Origin of the sequence: Amycolatopsis sp. NPDC024027 (genome assembly GCF_040638975.1) — a bacterium.
Lineage (GTDB): Bacteria > Actinomycetota > Actinomycetes > Mycobacteriales > Pseudonocardiaceae > Amycolatopsis.
Window position 1 is genome coordinate 43,657 of record NZ_JBEZYY010000010.1, and the last position, 17,337, is coordinate 60,993.

Annotated in this window: 19 protein-coding genes; 7 read left to right on the plus strand and 12 right to left on the minus strand. The window is 71.9% G+C overall.

The window, feature by feature from the left end; translation table 11 throughout:
* Entirely contained in the window at window positions 1-339 is a 339-nt protein-coding gene (locus AB0F52_RS24370) for a hypothetical protein (protein WP_360175916.1), read from the minus strand.
* Window positions 340-373: 34 nt separating this feature from the next.
* Between AB0F52_RS24370 and AB0F52_RS24375 the strand changes: the two genes are divergently transcribed.
* Complete coding sequence (locus AB0F52_RS24375; protein ID WP_360175192.1) at window positions 374-853, plus strand: methylated-DNA--[protein]-cysteine S-methyltransferase; 480 nt, start codon at window positions 374-376, stop codon at window positions 851-853.
* On the opposite strand, the gene AB0F52_RS24380 is transcribed toward AB0F52_RS24375, so the two are convergent.
* Window positions 854-1,456 carry a LysE family transporter gene (locus tag AB0F52_RS24380; protein WP_360175195.1) on the minus strand — a complete coding sequence of 201 codons (603 nt, stop codon included), beginning with the start codon at window positions 1,454-1,456 and terminating at the stop codon, window positions 854-856.
* 88 nt (window positions 1,457-1,544) lie between these two features.
* The gene (locus AB0F52_RS24385) at window positions 1,545-2,729 is read right to left on the minus strand and encodes a serine hydrolase domain-containing protein (protein WP_360175198.1); all 1,185 of its coding nucleotides are present in this window, start codon (window positions 2,727-2,729) and stop codon (window positions 1,545-1,547) included.
* 121 nt (window positions 2,730-2,850) lie between these two features.
* Between AB0F52_RS24385 and AB0F52_RS24390 the strand changes: the two genes are divergently transcribed.
* A complete protein-coding gene (locus AB0F52_RS24390) occupies window positions 2,851-4,314 on the plus strand; it encodes an amidase (RefSeq protein WP_360175201.1) in 1,464 nt (487 codons plus the stop codon).
* Window positions 4,315-4,361: 47 nt separating this feature from the next.
* Here the strand turns inward: AB0F52_RS24390 and AB0F52_RS24395 are convergent, their stop codons facing one another.
* Window positions 4,362-4,637 (minus strand): DUF1883 domain-containing protein, encoded by a 276-nt coding sequence (locus tag AB0F52_RS24395; protein ID WP_360175204.1) that lies wholly within the window; start codon window positions 4,635-4,637, stop codon window positions 4,362-4,364.
* A 191-nt stretch (window positions 4,638-4,828) separates the two neighbouring features.
* The gene (locus AB0F52_RS24400; RefSeq protein ID WP_360175207.1) at window positions 4,829-5,461 is read right to left on the minus strand and encodes a TetR/AcrR family transcriptional regulator; all 633 of its coding nucleotides are present in this window, start codon (window positions 5,459-5,461) and stop codon (window positions 4,829-4,831) included.
* Between the two features lie 63 nt (window positions 5,462-5,524).
* On the opposite strand from AB0F52_RS24400, the gene AB0F52_RS24405 reads away from it, so the two are divergent.
* A complete protein-coding gene (locus AB0F52_RS24405; RefSeq protein WP_360175210.1) occupies window positions 5,525-7,039 on the plus strand; it encodes an FAD-dependent monooxygenase in 1,515 nt (504 codons plus the stop codon).
* 25 nt (window positions 7,040-7,064) lie between these two features.
* Entirely contained in the window at window positions 7,065-8,003 is a 939-nt protein-coding gene (gene pip, locus AB0F52_RS24410) for a prolyl aminopeptidase (protein WP_360175213.1), read from the plus strand.
* 12 nt (window positions 8,004-8,015) lie between these two features.
* On the opposite strand, the gene dmpG is transcribed toward pip, so the two are convergent.
* Genes dmpG through AB0F52_RS24425 form a run of 3 tightly spaced genes read right to left on the minus strand, consistent with a single transcriptional unit; the run spans window position 8,016 to window position 11,032 of the window.
* Window positions 8,016-9,077, minus strand: coding sequence for a 4-hydroxy-2-oxovalerate aldolase (gene dmpG / locus AB0F52_RS24415; protein ID WP_360175216.1), 1,062 nt, complete (start codon window positions 9,075-9,077; stop codon window positions 8,016-8,018).
* Window positions 9,074-9,973, minus strand: a complete 900-nt coding sequence (locus tag AB0F52_RS24420; RefSeq protein WP_360175219.1) for an acetaldehyde dehydrogenase (acetylating) — start codon at window positions 9,971-9,973, stop codon at window positions 9,074-9,076. The genes dmpG and AB0F52_RS24420 overlap by 4 nt, the downstream gene beginning before the upstream one ends.
* A 51-nt stretch (window positions 9,974-10,024) precedes the next feature.
* Window positions 10,025-11,032: an MFS transporter gene (locus tag AB0F52_RS24425; protein ID WP_360175222.1), complete on the minus strand. Its 1,008-nt coding sequence runs from the start codon at window positions 11,030-11,032 to the stop codon at window positions 10,025-10,027.
* Window positions 11,033-11,177: 145 nt separating this feature from the next.
* Between AB0F52_RS24425 and AB0F52_RS24430 the strand changes: the two genes are divergently transcribed.
* Entirely contained in the window at window positions 11,178-11,390 is a 213-nt protein-coding gene (locus AB0F52_RS24430) for a hypothetical protein (protein WP_360175225.1), read from the plus strand.
* Between the two features lie 43 nt (window positions 11,391-11,433).
* On the opposite strand, the gene AB0F52_RS24435 is transcribed toward AB0F52_RS24430, so the two are convergent.
* The 3 genes from AB0F52_RS24435 to AB0F52_RS24445 form a co-directional block, all read right to left on the minus strand.
* Window positions 11,434-12,924 carry a glycoside hydrolase family 28 protein gene (locus AB0F52_RS24435; protein WP_360175886.1) on the minus strand — a complete coding sequence of 497 codons (1,491 nt, stop codon included), beginning with the start codon at window positions 12,922-12,924 and terminating at the stop codon, window positions 11,434-11,436.
* A 255-nt stretch (window positions 12,925-13,179) separates the two neighbouring features.
* Entirely contained in the window at window positions 13,180-14,367 is a 1,188-nt protein-coding gene (gene tuf, locus AB0F52_RS24440) for an elongation factor Tu (RefSeq protein WP_360175228.1), read from the minus strand.
* A 201-nt stretch (window positions 14,368-14,568) separates the two neighbouring features.
* Window positions 14,569-15,159 (minus strand): XRE family transcriptional regulator, encoded by a 591-nt coding sequence (locus AB0F52_RS24445; protein WP_360175231.1) that lies wholly within the window; start codon window positions 15,157-15,159, stop codon window positions 14,569-14,571.
* A gap of 18 nt (window positions 15,160-15,177) precedes the next feature.
* On the opposite strand from AB0F52_RS24445, the gene AB0F52_RS24450 reads away from it, so the two are divergent.
* A complete protein-coding gene (locus AB0F52_RS24450) occupies window positions 15,178-15,666 on the plus strand; it encodes an N-acetyltransferase family protein (RefSeq protein ID WP_360175234.1) in 489 nt (162 codons plus the stop codon).
* A gap of 45 nt (window positions 15,667-15,711) precedes the next feature.
* On the opposite strand, the gene AB0F52_RS24455 is transcribed toward AB0F52_RS24450, so the two are convergent.
* Entirely contained in the window at window positions 15,712-16,305 is a 594-nt protein-coding gene (locus AB0F52_RS24455) for an XRE family transcriptional regulator (protein ID WP_360175237.1), read from the minus strand.
* Window positions 16,306-16,382: 77 nt separating this feature from the next.
* Here AB0F52_RS24455 and AB0F52_RS24460 point away from each other — a divergent pair, with 77 nt between their 5' ends.
* Window positions 16,383-17,324 (plus strand): NAD(P)/FAD-dependent oxidoreductase, encoded by a 942-nt coding sequence (locus AB0F52_RS24460; RefSeq protein ID WP_360175240.1) that lies wholly within the window; start codon window positions 16,383-16,385, stop codon window positions 17,322-17,324.
* Window positions 17,325-17,337: the final 13 nt, after the last annotated feature.

Consider the following 17,337-nt stretch of genomic DNA (forward strand, 5'->3'; position numbering starts at 1 on the left):
TCAAGCGACAGCTGCGGCTGTGACCGGTGGTGAGGGATGGAACTCACGGCTGTCGCGCAGCAGGGCCCAGATGACGTCGACCAGGCGGCGGGTCAGGGCGATCAGGGCTTGGGCGTGACCTTTACCCTCCAGTTCCAGCTCCTGCCGCGCCAGCCGCGCAGTCAACGGCGCGATCACCGATTCCCCCGCCAGGGCCACCGTGCCTTCGCCGGCGAACGCGACGGCCATCCGGTTGACCAACCGGCCCGGGACGTAGACCACGGGCTCTCCGGTGGCCGGCACCTCCAGGAACAGCGACCACACGCAGATCTCGATCAGCGGCCAGGGCGTCCAGAACATCCCGTCCTGAACACCACCAATCTTGGGAGAACCGATGAAACACGCTGTGGTGGATTCCCCGATCGGCCCGCTGACCGTCGTCGGCGACGGTGCCGTCGTGACCGGTCTGTACTTCCCGAACCACTGGACCCGCCCGGACCGCAGCACGTTCGGCGAGCGCGACGACACGGCGTTCCCGGAGGCGGCGCAGCAGCTTGCTGAGTACTTCGCCGGCCGGCGCACGGTGTTCGACGTGCCGGTGCGGGCGGACGGCCCCGGCTTCGACCGCGCGGTGTGGGCCGAACTCGCCAAGATCCCGTACGGCGGCACGGCGACGTACGGCGAGCTGGCCCGGGCGGTCGGCGGCCTGCCGCACGAGGTCGGCGCGGCGGTCGGGCGCAACCCGCTGAGCATCCTGGTGGCGTGCCACCGCGTCGTCGGCAAAGGCGGGAAGCTGACGGGCTACGCGGGCGGGGTGCCGCGGAAGGCGTTCCTCCTGGACCTGGAGCGGCCACCGGCCTCGGGGCTCTGGTGATCAGACCCGGCCGAGCAGCAGCGTCACTCCCAGCCCGGTCATCGTCACGGCGATCACGACGTCCAGCACGCGCCACGCCATCGGCTTCGCGAACACACCGGCCAGCCGTCGCGCCCCGAAGCCCAGGGCACTGAACCAGACGGCGCTGGCCACTCCGGCGCCGAGGCCGAACAGCCACCGCCCGTCGCCGTGGGCGACCGCGACCGAGCCGAGCAGCAGGACCGTGTCGAGGTAGACGTGCGGGTTCAGCCAGGTGAAGGCCACGCAGGCGAGCACGGCCTTCCGCAGCGGCGTGCGGTCCTCGCCGACGGTCATGACGGACGGCCGGAACGCCCGCCGCGCGGCCAGCGCGCCGTAGCCGAGCAGGAACAGCCCACCCCCGACGGCGATGACCCCGATGGCGGTCGGCCACCGCGCCAGCACGGCCCCGATCCCGCTGACCCCGAGCCCGATGAGCACGAGATCGGACACGGCACAGATCACGACCAGCGGCGCCACGGCCCCGCCGCGCAGGCCTTGCTGCAGCAGGAAAGCGTTCTGGGAGCCGATCGCGACGATCAGCGAGAGGCCGGTTCCGAATCCGGCCAGCAGAAGAGGCAGCACCCCGACACGGTATGACCGGCGAGCTGCATTACTCCAGCTAAAGATCCTTACGTAACGTCAGCGCTTCTAATGCCGATGGGTCGGCCCGTCAGTGCACCGCAGCCTGGAGCTGGGCGGCGTGCGCCTGGGCTTCAGGGAGAGCCGGGCTGCAGAACTCCGTCACCATCGCCAGGATGCGGCCGGACGCCGCAGCGGGTGATGCGGTCAGGTCCGGGCTGGACGCGACGGTGATCTGGCGGGTGGCCGTCTCTTCGCTCATGCTCCACGTGCTGTACCCCGGCACGTCCCCGGCGTGGCCCCAGACATCGGGTGCGCCGGGGCCGCAGATGCCGGCCAGGGAGAGGCGCATCAGCCCCAGCCCGTAGCTGAGCAAGCCGCCCTGTCCCGGCCACGGAACCGTGGTCTTCATCTGCGCGAGCACGTCGGCCGGCAGGAGTTCACCGTCGAACAGCGCGCGGAAGAAGCGGTTCAGGTCGGTGGCGCTCGAGATGATGTTTCCGGCACCGAAGTAGCGGCTGAGGTTGTAGACGGTGACGTCCGTCAGCCCGTGCGGCGCGGGGTAGAGCTGCTCGTAGCCGCGGATGGCCGGGTGCGGCACCAGCGGGAAGTCCCGCGGCAGGAACGTGTCGGCCAGGTGCAGCGGACCGGTGATCCAGTCGGCGAGCACCTGCTCGAACCGACGGCCGGTGAGCTTCTCCACCAGCAGGGCCAGCACGTTGTAGCCGGTGTTGGAGTACGACCAGCTCGTGCCGGGCGGGAAGAGCAGCGGCTGCACGGTGCTGTCGTGGATCGCCTCCACCTCGCCGAAGTGCTCGAACCGTTCGGTGTCCACCTCCGCCAGGGTCGTCCAGGTGTACTGCGGGGCCAGGTCCCGCGGCAGGCCGCTGGTGTGCTGCAGCAGCTGGCGGACGGTGATCGGCTCCGGGTAGGGCAGCAGGCCGGGCAGGTACTTCGCGATCGGCTCGTCCAGCCCCAGCCGGCCCTTCGCGGCCAGTTTCAACACGAGTGTCGCGGTGAACGTCTTGGAGACGCTGGCGATGCGGAACCGCCCGGCGGTGTCGGGCTTCGCCCCGGTGACGACGTCACCGAGGCCGGCGCGCCCCCGCCAGCGGCCGGCCGGATCCGCGGCGACGGCGATCATCCCCACGTTCCCGGCCTGCACAGCGGTATCCAGCGCGGTCTGCCGTGGGTCCGTGGCCGCGGCGGCGACAGCGGTGCCGCTACCGGTGAACACGAGCACGGCGCAAGCGGCGGAAACGACCAGTCGACGCATGATTCCCCCCGGATGTCTGCGGTCCCCCCGACGGTAGCGCAGTCCGGCCGGTGCGGTAAGGGAAGTGCGCGTCCCCAGCCTGTCGGACCGGAAATTCCGCGGCGTGCGGCAGGATCACCCCATGGACGACTACCCGAACCACGACGCGGTGGGCCTGGCCGCCCTGGTCCGCGAAGGCCAGGTCACCCCGGCGGAGCTGCTCGAGGCGGCCCAGGCCCGGCTGGCGCAGGTCAACCCGCGGCTGAACGCCGTCGTGCGTGCGGTGGACCCGCCCGCGGCCGCGCCGGACGGGCCCTTCGCCGGCGTTCCGTTCCTGATCAAGGACCTCCACCAGGACCTGGCCGGAACGCCCACCAGCGGCGGCTCGCGGTCGATGGCGGCGATACCCGCCGCCGAGACCAGCACCGTGGTGCAGCGCTGGCTCGATGCCGGGCTGGTCGTCTTCGGCAAGACCAACACCCCCGAATTCGGCGCCAAGGGCATCACCGAACCGGACCTGTTCGGGGCCGCCCGCAACCCCTGGAACACCGGCCACACGCCAGGCGGGTCCTCCGGCGGTGCGGCCGCCGCGGTCGCCGCCGGGATCGTGCCGTGCGCGGGGGCCAGCGACGGCGGTGGCTCCATCCGGATCCCGGCGTCGGCGTGCGGGCTGTTCGGGCTCAAGCCGTCACGCGGGCTGATCCCGGCCGGGCCGTCCCGCGCCGAAGGACTCGGCGGCACCGCCACCGACGGCGTGATCTCCCGCTCCGTCCGCGACACCGCGGCCATGCTCGACGTCCTCGCCGGCCCGACACCGCTCTCGCCCTACCTCGCCGCCGGTCCGCGGACTCCCTTCGCGGACGAGGCCGGGCGCGACCCGGGCCGGCTGCGCGTGGCGCTGTGCACGGCCAGTGCCATCAACCCGGCCCCGCACCCGGAAGCCGTCGCCGCCGCGCGCGCGGCCGGTGATCTGCTCGACGAACTCGGGCACGACGTGGTGGAACTGTCCGCGCAGCCGTTCGACGACGCCGCCCTGGCCCGCGACTTCCTGACCAGCTGGTTCGTCAGCTGCGCGCACGCGATGGCGGAATGCCGGGCGGCGAGCGGAGCCGGCGACGCGGCCTTCGAACTCGACACCCGCACCATGGCCGCGCTGGGGCGGGCCACCAGCTCGGTCGACCTGGTGCGCGCCATCGAACGGCGCCACGAGCACACCCGGCGGCTCGCCGGGTTCCACGAGTCCTACGACCTCCTGCTGACCCCGACGACGGCCACCCCGCCGCCGCGGATCGGCGCTTTCGAATCCCCGGCGCCGCTGCGCGCGGCACAGCGGGCCCTGCTCGCCGCCGGGGCGGCCGGGTTGCTGCGGCACACGCCGGTGGTGGAACGGATGATCTCCGACAACCTCGGCTGGGTGCCCTACACGCAGCTGGCCAACCTCACCGGCCGCCCCGCGATGAGCGTCCCCCTGCACTGGACCGCGGACGGCCTGCCGATCGGCGCCCAGTTCGTCGGCCGGCTCGGCGCCGACGACACGCTGTTACGGCTGGCGGGCCAGCTCGAACGGGCCCGGCCGTGGGCCGAGCGCCGACCACCGCTGAATTAGTCTCGCAATCGGGAAAACCGGCGCGTTCGTCACGGCCGACGGAAAAGTCACGAGACGACGGTGACGTCCACCCGAAACTTTCCGGCCGTCAATCCTTCGGTGTCGACGGCGATGTACCAATGCCCGTCGGACGGAACTCGAATGTCCAGCCGCCGGTTCGTCGCGACCCCGCCGACCATCCGATAGGCACTTCTCCGCCGATAGGATTCGACGTTCTCCGCGCTCAACAGGCGAACGTTCACCACGGCGTCAAGACGCACGCGCACCACGGCCGCCCGGTGGAGCCAACCCAAATCCACCACGACCGGTTCCCACCGCACCATAATCCCCACCGCGACGATTCATCACGCACCAGAGTCCCCCCCCCCCCCCCGGGAAACGCCAATACCTTGTGCGTATCGATCGCCACCGAATGACGCGGCGTTACAAAACAAGAAGGGCGAAACAAACGAACCGAAGACGGTGGAGTGGGATCGGCTTCACGCGCCGTTCTTCGCCGGAAACCGCGCCGGCGTCAGTCCGCCACACCCGGGAACGCACCCACGCCGTGTTCCACGAGGTCGAAGGCCTGGTCGATCACCGCCACCTGCTCCCGCCGGACCACTTCCGCGTCGTCGCCCGCGATGACCCGGCCCATGGCGTGCGCGAACACCGTCGTGATCGCCGTCGTCAGCAAGCCCGCCACCATCCGGGACCGGAACGCGTCACCCGTCTCCGCGACGAGCACCGAAGCGAAGGCGTCCGCGATCTCGCGCTCCTGCTCGTACCACCGCGCCATCAGCGCCGGGCTCGACGTCAGCACCCACCAGAAGCCCGGGCCACCGGCGATCGCGCCCGAGAGCGGGTGCCCCGTGGCCAGCAGCTCGCGCTGGTGACGACGCAGTGCTTCACACGGCGACACCCCCGCCGGCCGGGACCGCACCACCGCGGTCAGCTCCGCCAGGCGGTCGGCGTGGCGGTCCAGGAACAGGTCCTCCTTGCGCGGGAAGTAGTTGAACACCGTCATCTTCGAGACGCCCGCCGCCTCGGCGATCTCGGCCACGGTCACCTCCTCGAAGCCGCGCTCGACGAACAAGCCTGTGGCCACGTTGGAGATCAGCAGGCGCGTGGCCTGCTTCTTCCGCTCGCGCAGTCCCGGATCCGGCATGCCCCGAGTATAGACCGAGCCCAAAGTTTGACTCGGTAAAAGTTTCCCGGCATCATCGGAGCCATGAACAGGGATGTGGTGATCTCCGGGGGCGGACCGGTCGGCTTGATGCTGGCCTGTGAACTGCGGCTGGCGGGCGTGGACGTGCTCGTCGTCGAACGGCTGCCCGAGCCGGACCAGACGATCAAGGCCGGGTCGGTCAACCTGACCACGGCCGAAGCCTTCTACCGGCGGGGGCTGCTGCCCGCCATGGACGAAGTCGTGCAGCAGAACTTCGCGCAGATCCAGAAGTTCCTCGAATCACGCGGCGGAGGTGGGCCCAAAGCCGTCCCGGTGGGGCACTTCGCCGGGATCATGGTCACCTCGGGCGGCGTCGACTTCGCCGACCCGGCCTTCCGGGACGTCGGGCCCGCCGCCCGGGTGGTCGTCATCCAGCAGCAGGCCGTCGAGGCGATCCTCGCCGCGCGGGCCGCCGAACTGGGGGTCGAGATCCGGCGCGGTGCCGAGCTCACCGGGTTCGACGCCGACGACGACGGCGTGACCGTGCAGCTCGGCGATCGGGAAACCGTGCGCGCCGGGTGGCTCATCGGGTGCGACGGCGGACGCAGCCGGGTCCGCAAGCTGGCGGGATTCGAGTTCCCCGGGACCGATCCGGCCATCACCGGGCGGCAGGCGATGGCCGACCTGACCGGCGCCGACGCGCTGCCCGCCGGGTGGCAGCACGGCACCGGCGGCCTCTACGTCGTCGGGCCGACCCCCGGCCGGTTCCTCACCGTCGAATTCGACGGGCCGCCCGTGGACCGGGACGCGCCGATCACCGCGCAGGAGCTCGAAGACAGCCTCCGGCGGGTGTCCGGTGCGGACGTCCGGGTGACGAAGGTCCACAGCGCGACGCGCTTCACCGACAACGCGCGCCAGGCGACCTCCTACCGCCAGGGCCGCGTGCTGCTGGCCGGGGACGCGGCGCACGTGCACTCCCCCTTCGGCGGGCAGGGCCTCAACCTCGGCATCGGCGACGCCGTCAACCTGGGCTGGAAACTCGCCGCCACCATCCACGGCTGGGCCCCCGGCGGCCTGCTCGACACCTACACGACCGAGCGGCACCCGATCGGCGAGTGGGTCCTCGAGTGGACCCGGGCGCAGGTCGCGCTGATGCGCAGCGACGTGCGGACGAAGGCGCTGCGCCAGGTCCTCACCGATCTCCTGCTCACCGGCGACGGCGCGACCTACCTCGCGAAGAAGCTGTCCGGGGTTCTGCACCGGTATCCGATCGACGGCGAGCACGACCTCACCGGCCGCGCCGCGCCCGACTTCGCGTTCGCCGACGGCACCCGGCTCGGCGAACGCCTCCAGGACGGCAAGGCGCTCCTGCTCGACCTCGCCGACCACGGCGACCTGCGCGAGACGGCGAGCGGCTGGGCCGGCCGGGTCGGGGTGCTGACCGCGAAGTGCGACAGCGAACCGGCGCTGACGGGCGTGCTGGTCCGGCCGGACGGGCACATCGCCTGGGCGCGCGAGGACGGTTCCACCGCCGGCCTCGACGCGGCGTTGCGCAGGTGGTTCGGCGCACCCGCCTGAGGCGCGGACCGGGCAGGATGGGCGGGTGATCGGACTCCACCCGCCCATCGAGCCCTACGAGCACGGGCTGCTCGACGTCGGCGACGGGCACCACGTGTACTGGGAGACCTGCGGGAACCCGGACGGCAAACCGGCGGTCGTGCTGCACGGCGGCCCCGGCCAGGGCTGCCTGCCCGGCATGCGGCGGATGTTCGACCCGGCCCGGTACCGCGTCGTGCTGCTGGACCAGCGCGGCTGCGGCCGGAGCCTGCCGCACGCGGCCGACCCCGCGACGTCACTGCGGCACAACACCACGAGCCACCTCGTCGCCGACCTCGAACGGCTGCGGGAGCACCTCGGCATCGAACGCTGGCTGGTGACGGGTGGCTCGTGGGGCACGACGCTCGCGCTGGTGTACGCCGAGCGCTTCCCGCACCGGGTGACCGAGATCGTGGTCAGCGCGATCAGCACCACGCGCCGATCGGAGATCGACTGGCTGTACCGCGGCGCCGGCCGCTTCTTCCCCGAGGCGTGGCAACGCTTCCGCGAGGTTGCCGGGGACGACGACGTCGTCGGCGCCTACGCCCGGCAGCTGGCGGACCCGGACCGGCGGGACCCCGCCGCCCTCGCGTGGAACGCCTGGGAAGAGACGGTGCTGTCCCTCGAACCGGGCGCTTCAGGAGGCGTCCACAGTGGACCGCCGGACGACGCGCTGCTGGCGTTCGCCCGGCTCACCACGCACTACTACGCGCACGTCGGCTGGCTCGAGGAAGGCGCGGTGATCCGCGACGCCGGGCGCCTCGCGGGCATCCCCGGCGTGCTGATCCACGGCCGGCTCGACCTCAGCTGCCCGGTCACGACGGCGTGGGAGCTGGCCGAGGCGTGGCCGGGCGCCGAACTGCTCGTCGACGACCGGTCCGGGCACCGGGCGAGCGATGTCCAACGCGCCTGGAAGCTCGCCGCGTTGGACCGTTTCGCGCGCTGACCGCGGCGACTGTCAGGCCTGGCCCTCCGCGGCCAGCTGCACCGCGACGTCGATGATCATGTCCTCCTGCCCGCCCACCAACGCGAGCTCGCCGCACCGGCGCAAGATCGCCTGCGCCGGGACGCCGTAGCGCTCCGCCGCGCGCTCGGCGTGCAGCAGGAAGCTCGAGTAAACCCCGGCCCAGCCCTGGACGATCGCGTTGCGGTCCATCTTCGGCCAGCGGTGCAGGTACGGGCGGACCACCTCCTCCGCCGCGTCGAGCAGGGCGCCGACGTCGAGGCCCGTGTCGATCTCCAGGCGGTCGAACACCGCCGCCAGGACCTCCGTCGGCGAGTTGCCCGCGCCCGCGCCCAGTGCGCACAGCGATCCGTCGATGTAGCGGACGCCCGCTTCGTACGCCAGGACCGAGTTCGCGACGCCGAGGGAGAGGTTCTGGTGCCCGTGGTAGCCGACCCACGCCGTGTCGCCCACCTCGGCGACCAGGGCTTCGAAGCGGGCGCGGGCCTCGTGCATCAGCAACGCGCCCGCCGAGTCCGTCACGTACGCCGCCTGGCAGCCCGCGTCCACCATGATCCGGGCCTGCTTCGCCAGGTCTTCCGGCGGTGTCCGGTGTGCCATCATCAGGAAGCCGGCCGTCTCCATCCCGAGTTCGCGCGCCAGGCCGAAGTGCTGCGGCGAGACGTCGGCTTCGGTGCAGTGCGTCGCCACCCGGACCATCTCCGCGCCCGCGTCGAACGCGCGCCGCAGGTCTTCGGCGGTGCCGATCCCCGGAACGAGCAGCACCGCGATCTTCGCCTGCTTCGCCTCCTCACGCGCCGCGGAGATCAGCTTGAGCTCGTCGACGGCGGAGAAGCCGTAGGTGAACGACGAGCCGCCGAGGCCGTCGCCGTGGGTCACCTCGATCACCTCGACACCCGCACGGTCGAGCGCGCGCACCGTGTTCCGGACCTGCTGCTCGGTGAAGCGGTGCGCCATCGCGTGGCTGCCGTCGCGCAGCGTCGTGTCGATGATCCGCACGTCGTGCTTCAGTTCTGGGCGGCCGGTGTCCACTGATTCGTTCGCAAGCTCACTCATGCCGGCACCTCCTGCTTCGCGCGAGCCATCAGCTCGCCCACCCGGGCGGCCGCGGCGGTCATGATGTCCAGATTTCCGGCGTACTCGGGCAGGTAGTCGCCGTTGCCGCGGACCTCGAGGAAGATGCCGACCCGCGCGTTGCCGTCCCACTCCTCCCGCGCGTCGTCGAACTGCGGGTCCGCCCGCAGCGCGTACCCCGGCACGTACTGGCGGACCTGGTCGACCATCTCGTGGATCGACGCGGTGATCGCCTCGCGGTCGGCGTCGAGGCCGATCGCGCAGAACACCGTGTCCCGCATGATCATCGGCGGCTCGACCGGGTTCAGGATGATGATCGCCTTGCCCCGCCCGGCGCCGCCGATCTCGGCCACCGCCTGCGACGTCGTGCGCGTGAACTCGTCGATGTTCGCCCGCGTCCCGGGTCCCGCTCCGCGCGAAGCGACCGACGCGACGATCTCGGCGTACGGCACCGCGGTCACCCGGGAAACGGCGTGCACCATGGGGATCGTGGCCTGGCCGCCGCAGGTGATCATCGAGACGTTCGGCGCGTCGAGGTGCGCGCCGAGGTTCACCGGCGGGCACACCATCGGGCCGAGGTGCGCCGGGGTCAGGTCGATCGCCTGGATGCCGGCTTCGGCGTACCGAGGGGCGTTCGCGGCGTGCGCCTTCGCCGACGTCGCCTCGAACACCAGCTGGGGCAAGCGATCCTGGCGCAGCAGCCAGTCGACGCCTTCCGCGGATGCCTCGATCCCCTGTGCCCGGGCGCGCTCCAGCCCGTCGGACTCGACCACACCGACCATGTAGCCGACTTCGATCACTTCACTGCGTCGCAGCTTGGCCAGCAAATCGGTGCCGATGTTGCCGGGGCCGACGATCGCCGCCATCACGGGAGCCATGTCCCCGACGGTCGCACCGTGGCCACGGCGGACGACAGTCAGGCGTTCCGTTCACCGGAACGCCCGGTCCGGCGCCGGACGGCCGGCGCCGTGAATCACCACCGCGGCGAGCAGCGCGGCCACTCCCCCGCAGGTCATCACGGCCGGGACCGGCACCGCGCCGTAGGCCGTGCCCCACGCCACGAGGGTCACGAGCGCGCCGATCGGCCCGGTGTGCGGCAGGGCGAAGACCGCCAGCGCGATCACCGCCGCCGCGAGCGCGAAGCCCTTGCCGTGGCGCCCCGTCAGGACAGTGCCCGCGATCCCGGCGACGCCGTACGCCAGCAGGTAACCGCTGAGCACCTCCGGCCGGACGACGTCCCGCAGCAGCGGCGTGACGTAGGTGTAGGTGCCGAAGTGGGCGAGGACGACGAGGAAGGTCACCAGCAGTCCACTTCGGACACCGCGGCGCCGCAAGAGTCCACTCAGGACGCTCAGCCGGGTGGCTTCCGACGGCGGCAAGGGCGGGGTGAGGAGGACCAGGGCGACGGCGGTCGCGAGGCTCAGGACGCCCAGGAGGCAGAACGCCGTCCGCCAGCCCGCGAGCTGCCCGGCCAGGGTGCCGAGCGGCACGCCCAGCACCGAACCGAGGGGCACCGCGGCGAAGATCACCGACGTCGCTCGCGCGGCGGCGGCCGTCCCGACCAGCCGGGGCGCCAGGCCGGCGCCGAGCGACCAGAAGCCGCCGATGACGACACCGACGAGGAACCGCCCGGCCAGCAGCACCCCGAACGCGGGCGCGGCGGCGGTGAGGAAGGCGGCGGCCGCGAGCAGGCCCAGGAGACCGCCCAGCAGCAGCCGCCGGTCGACCCGGCCGGCCGCGACGGTGACCACCGGCGCGGCGACGGCGGCGACGAAGCCGGGCACGGTCATGGTCCAGCCGGCGGTCCCGGCCGAGACGCCGAACCCGGCCGCGATCGGCGTCAGCAGCCCGATCGGCAGGATTTCGATCGTGACGATGGCGAAAATCCCGACGGTGACGGCGAAGACGGCGGGCCACCGCGGCGGTGAGGCGTTCATGGGGCCAGTGAACCGGCGGCGAATCGCGGAAGCCGGCAGGTTTGCGACGGCTTGATCGCCGGACCGGGGTCACGGCGGATTTCCGCCGGTTTGATCGACTCGCGATCGGGGAAGTTCCGGAAAGCACCCGATCGAGGAGGTTTCGATGGCCGACCGGCGTTGGCACTTCATCCCCGCCACGGCTGCGCAGTGCTGGCTGTTCCTGGGCGTGGGGGCGGTTCTGCTCGTGTCGAGCATCCTCACCCTGACCGGCACCGAAGGCCGGGCGCCCGTTCCGGCGGTGATCGCGGCGGTGGCCGCAGTGGCCCTGATCGTCCTCTCCGCCGTCGGCCTGGTCCGCCCGAAGCTGCGCGGCTGACCGGCCGGGCCCCGTGGCGGCGCCGGGGCCCGGCCGGAATTCCTTACAGCTCCTGGTGATCCGCGTGCTCGACGCGGGCCTCCGGCACCGGACGGCCGTCACTCACCCGGAAATCGGTCACGTCGTCGAGGACGAACGTCGGCGTGCCCGCCACCTGGTCCGCACGGCCGTGGTGCACGTCGGCGTCGGTCACGTCCCGCAGGACGTAGGCCGGTCGCGTGTCCGGCTTGCCGAACCGCACATCGACGTTGTCCCAGCTGATTCCCCGGGCGTGCCGGACGAAGAAGCCGTACGCCGGGAGCGTGCCGAACATCGACGGCTCCGGGTAGGCGGTTTCCAGCTCCGGCGGGTTTTGCACGGCGTCGCCCGGCGTGAGGCCACCCGCGAGGTGGTGGCGGATGTTGCTCAGCTTGACGTCTTCGATCGGGTGGCCGGGGATCCCGGCGAGGCACGACGGATAGCGAGGGTCCGCGTCGATCGTCGTGACATCGCTGATGCTCACCCGGCGCAGGAACCCGACCGGGATCCCCGCCGGCCCGCGCATCCGCGCGCCCAGCCGGAGGAACAGCGGCATCTGGACGTCGCGCATCGTCAGGTTGCTGATCGTGACGTCCTCCAGCCACCCGCCGTCGACCGTCTCCAGCGCCAGGCCGCGGCAGTGCTCGAAGACGACGTTGGAGATCGCGATGTTGCGGAACCCGCCGTTGGATTCGGTGCCGAACTTGACGCGGCCCGTGCGGCCGTACCCCGCGGTCTTGAACGTCCCGCCGACGAGCGTGCCGAGGTCGTAGCCGCTGACGAAGCAGTTGTCGATGGTGACGTTTTCGGTGTCGCGCACCTCGTTCAGCGCGTACGTGCTCTTGAGCACGATGGCGTCGTCGTTCGGCGAGTTCACCGTCGTGTTGGCGATCCGGACGTTCTTGCAGCAGTCGATGTTGATGCCGTCGCGGTTGGTGTCGATCACCAGGCCGTCGATGCGGAAGTTGTCGACGCCGGTCGGCAGGATGCCGAAGTGCCCGCCGTTGACGATCGTGATGTCGCGGATCGCGACGTTGCGGCACAGCTTGAGCGCGATCGCCTTGTTCCCGTTGAGCGGCGCGGATTCCGCGCTGCCGCCGGCCACCAGGCCCTTGCCGTCGATCTTGCCGGGCCCTTCGATGGTGATGTTCTCGAGGTTCTCGCCCCAGATCAGGCTGTTGTGCCAGTGGCTGTGCCCGAAGTCCTGGTACGGGTTGCCCGCGCCCGGTTCGGCGGGGTCGTAGCCCTGGCCGCCGGCCGGCGCGGCGGCGAGGATCGTCGCGTTGGCACCGAGGTACAGCGCGATGTTGCTCTTGAGGTGGATGGAATAGCTTGCGTACGTCCCGGCCGGGAAGTACACGGTTCCCCCGCGGGTGGCGGCCGCGTCGATCGCGCGGTTGATCGCGGCGGTGTCGATGGTGCGCCCATCGCCTTTCGCGCCGAACTTCGTGACGTCGAAGAAGCGGCCGGGCGAGCTGCCCGGTTCTTCGGCTTCGGCGGCCTGAGCTCCGGTCAACGGCAGGGCGGCGCCCGCAGCGCCCGCGGCTCCCCAGGCGACGACACGACGGCGGCTCAACGCTCTTCCCACAAGATCTCCCTTGTCACGCAACGGCAGAAGCACTGCTTCCGACGGCGGATCGGGAACGCGACCCAAGCTAAAGGCAAAAGATCGGATGAGTCAAGCTCGTCCCCGCGCTCGCCCAACGTCGCGAATGACTCATTGGGGACCTCCAAGGTCCCCAATGAGTCATTCGCGGCACCCGCGGCACTTTCAGTCGAGCACTTCGCGCACGGTGCCGGCGGCGACCGTCAGGCGGCCTTCGCGCATGGCGAACCCGAGGCCCGGGCTCATCGCGACCGGCTGCCCCAGCTCCACCGTCAGCGAAGCCGCGTCGCCCGGCCGGACGACCGTGACGCCCTCGGCGAGGGCGACCACCCCCACGACGTCGCTGGTGCGGAAGTGGAACTGCGGCCGGTAGTTCGCCGCGAACGGCGTCCGCCGGCCCCCTTCGGCCGCCGACAGCACGTGGACGTCCGCGCGGAACCGCCGGTGCGGCCGGACGCTGCCCGGCAGGCAGACGACCTGGCCGCGCCGAACCTCGCCGCGCTTCACCCCGCGCAGCAGGACCGCGGCGTTGTCGCCCGCCTCGGCGCGGTCCATCGGCTTGCCGAACGTCTCGAGCCCGGTGGCCACGCTGGTCACCGCCGGGCCGAGGCCGATCACCTCGACCGCGTCGCCGACGGCGAGGGTGCCCTGCTCCACCGCGCCGGTCACGACGGTGCCGCGGCCGGTGATGGTGAGGACGTTCTCGATCGGCATCAGGAAGGGCAGGTCGAGCCGCCGCGGCGGGATCGGCACGTGCTCGTCGACGGCGGCGAGCAGGTCGAGGACGCGCTGGGTCCACCGCGGGTCGCCCTCGAGCGCGCGCAGCCCGGAGACCCGGACCACGGGCACGGCGTCGCCGTCGAACCCGTAGCGGGTCAGCAGCTCCCGCACCTCGAGCTCGACGAGGTCGAGCAGCTCCTCGTCGTCGGCGAGGTCGGCCTTGTTGAGCGCGACCACGAGGTGCTCGACCCCGATCCGGCGCGCCAGGACGACGTGCTCGCGGGTCTGCGGCATCGCGCCGTCCTGCGCCGAAACCACGAGCACCGCGCCGTCCAGCTGGGCCGCGCCGGTGATCATGTTCTTGACGTAGTCGGCGTGACCCGGCATGTCCACGTGCGCGTAGTGCCGGGTCGGCGTCTCGTACTCGACGTGCGCGATGTTGATGGTGATGCCGCGCTCGATCTCCTCCGGCGCGCGGTCGATGCGGTCGAAGGCGACGTAGCGGTTGGCCCCGCCCTGTTCGGCCAGGACCTTGGTGATGGCCGCGGTGAGGGTGGTCTTGCCGTGGTCGACGTGGCCCATCGTGCCGATGTTCAGGTGCGGCTTGGTCCGCACGTAGTGCTGCTTGGTCATGGGTTTTCCCTGCGCTGGAACGAAGAACGCGCGAAACCGGGCAGAGCGCGTCGACCCTCCCCCGGCGGTTTCGCGCCCTGGGCGGGGAAGCCGGGGAAGGGTCAGCTTCGAGCGCCGGTCAGCCGTGCCGACAGGGCGCTCGGCAGGGACAGGCCTGCGAGCGTCGCGCTATCGGACACGGGGAACATGACCGGAAGGGTGTCACGCCCGCCGGGGAGCTGTCATCCGGTTTTCCCGCGGCCGCATGATCAACGCCGCGACGTGGTACACGCACGGATCTTCGCCGCGATTGGCGTAGGAATGGGTTGCGTCGGCGGGAAAGTACACCGAATCGCCCGCCGTCAGGACGTACTCGGCGTCGCCGACACCGAGGCTCAGCGTGCCCGACTCGACGGCGACGAACTCGTGGGAACCCGGGGCGTACGCGGGGAACGAGCCCGCGTCGCAGCCCGGCGGCAGGGCCGTGCGGATCCACTCGAAGTTGACGCCGGGGACGACCGGGGTCAGGACCGTGCGGTGCCAGCCCCCGGGTTCGGCGATGTGGTCCTGCTCCGCCGCGCGGCGGACGATCACGCGGCCGGTCTCCAGGTCGGCGAGCAGCCGGGAGAGGGACAGCCCGAGGCCGTCGGCGATGCGGGACAGCACCACGACCGTCGGCGTCTTCTCGCCGCGCTCGATGGCCGACAGCATGCTGACGCTGACCCCCGCCTGCCCGGCCAGGGCGCTCAACGCCAGCCCGCGGTCCGCCCGCAGGTCGTGCAGGTGACGGCCGAGGGAAACCGGATCGATCATTCCTCTATAATAGCGACTATGTCCACTATAGCGGAAGCGACGGAGGCCGACGCCGAAGGCATCGCCGCCGTCTTCGCGCCGTACGTCACCGATTCCGTCGTCACGTTCGAAACCACGCCGCCGACCGCGGAGCAGTGGCGCGCGAAGATCCGCGAGAGCGCGTGGCCCTTCCTCGTGCTGGCCGAAGCGGGCGAGATCCTCGGCTACGCGCTGGCCGCGCCGTGGCGGCCGAAGCCGGCGTACCGGTTCTCGGTGGAGACGACGATCTACCTCGCGCCGCGGGCGGCCGGCCGCGGCCACGGACGGCGGCTGCTGGACGAGCTGGTGAAGCGGTGCGCGGCCGCCGGAGCGCGGCGGGCGATCGCGGTCATCGTCGACTCCGGCAACCCGGCGTCACAGCGTCTGCATAGTGCGGCCGGCTTCACCGACGCGGGCGTCCTGCGGCGCGTGGGGTTCAAGCACGACCGCTGGCTCGACACCCTGCTGATGCAGCGCGAACTCGGCTGACGACGCACGTGAGGCCGCCGCCGGCGAGAACCCGCTGCGCTGAACTCAGCGCGGGCGGGACTTCGCCCGCAGGTGCAGCCGCTCCCCCTGTTTCCCGAACAGGCTGAGGATCTCCGCCGGGCGGCCGTCGACCGCGCCGAACCAGTGCGGGAGGCGGGTGTCGAACTCCGCCGCCTCGCCCGGGCCCAGCGTCAGGTCGCGGTCGGCCAAGACCAGGCGCAGCCGGCCCGAGAGCACGTAGAGCCACTCGTACCCCTCGTGGACCTGGGGATCGGGTTCGCCGGTCTCCGGCTCGAGGATCATCTTGAACGCCTGCGGCGCACCCGGCTGCCGGGTCAGGGGCAGCACCGTCATCGTCGCGCCGTTGTGGCGCGGGATGCGCCGCGCGGTCAGGCGGACCCGGGGGTCGCCGACCTCCGGCGCGCCCACCAGCTCGTCCAGCGGCACCTGGTGGGCCTGGGCGATCGGCAGCAGCAGCTCCAGGCTCGGCTTGCGCTGGCCGGACTCCAGCCGCGACAACGTGCTCTTGGAGATGCCCGTCGCCGCCGACAGGTCGGCCAGGGTGACCCGCCGCTGCGTGCGGACCCGCTTGAGCCGGGGGCCGACCTCGGCCAGGGCCTGGGTGATCGCGTCCGTCATGCTCCCAGGAAACCCGCTTGTCCCGGAAATGGCAACATTAGTTGTCGAATCCGCCAAGGCGGGTTCATGGTGGCGGCATGAGCGAAAACAACAGCTTCGACGTACTGGTGGTGGGTGGCGGCGCCGCGGGACTCAGCGCCGCGCTGATGCTCGGCCGGGCGCGGCGGCGCGTCGCGGTCGTCGACTCCGGTGCCCCGCGCAACGGGCCGGCGGCGCACATGCACGGCTTCCTCTCCCGCGACGGCCTGCCGCCGTCCGAACTGCTCCGGATCGGCCACGATGAACTCCGCGGCTACGGCGTGGAGCTCCTCGAAGACCGCGTCACCCGGCTCGACCACGGCTTCGCCGCCCGCTTGGCGAGCGGCCGGGAGCTGACCGCGCGGCGCGTGCTGGTCGCGACCGGCATCCACGACGACCTGCCGGACCTCCCGGGCCTGCGGGAGAGCTGGGGCACCGACGTGGTGACCTGTCCCTACTGCCACGGCTACGAAGTGCGCGACCAGCCCCTCGGTGTCCTCGGCACGCAGCCCGAGAGCGTCGAGCACGCGCTGCTCGTCCGGCAGTGGTCGCCGGACGTCGTGTACTTCGCGCACACCACGGAAGTGTCCGAAGAGGACCGGGAACGGCTCGACGCGCGCGGGATCCGCGTCGTCGGCGGCGTGGTGACCGCGGTCCGGCGCGAACACGGCCGCCTCACCGGCGTCGAGCTCGGGGCCCGGTTCGTGCCGCGGACGGCGCTGTTCCTCCGCACCCGGACCGTCCCGCACGACCAGCTGCTGCGCGACCTCGGCTACGCCGAAGGCGACGTCGACGCGACCGGGAAGACCGGGGTGCCGGGCGTGTGGGCCGCCGGGAACGTCGTCGACGCGCGGGCGACCGTGATCGTCGCCGCGGCCCAGGGCGCGGGCGCCGCCGCGGCGCTGAACCACGACCTCGTCACCGAGGACGTCCGGCGGGCGGTCGACACGTTCGGCGGCTTCTCCCCCGCCGCGGAACGCGCGGCGGCCGGCGCGCGCTGACGTCCTGGCTTCC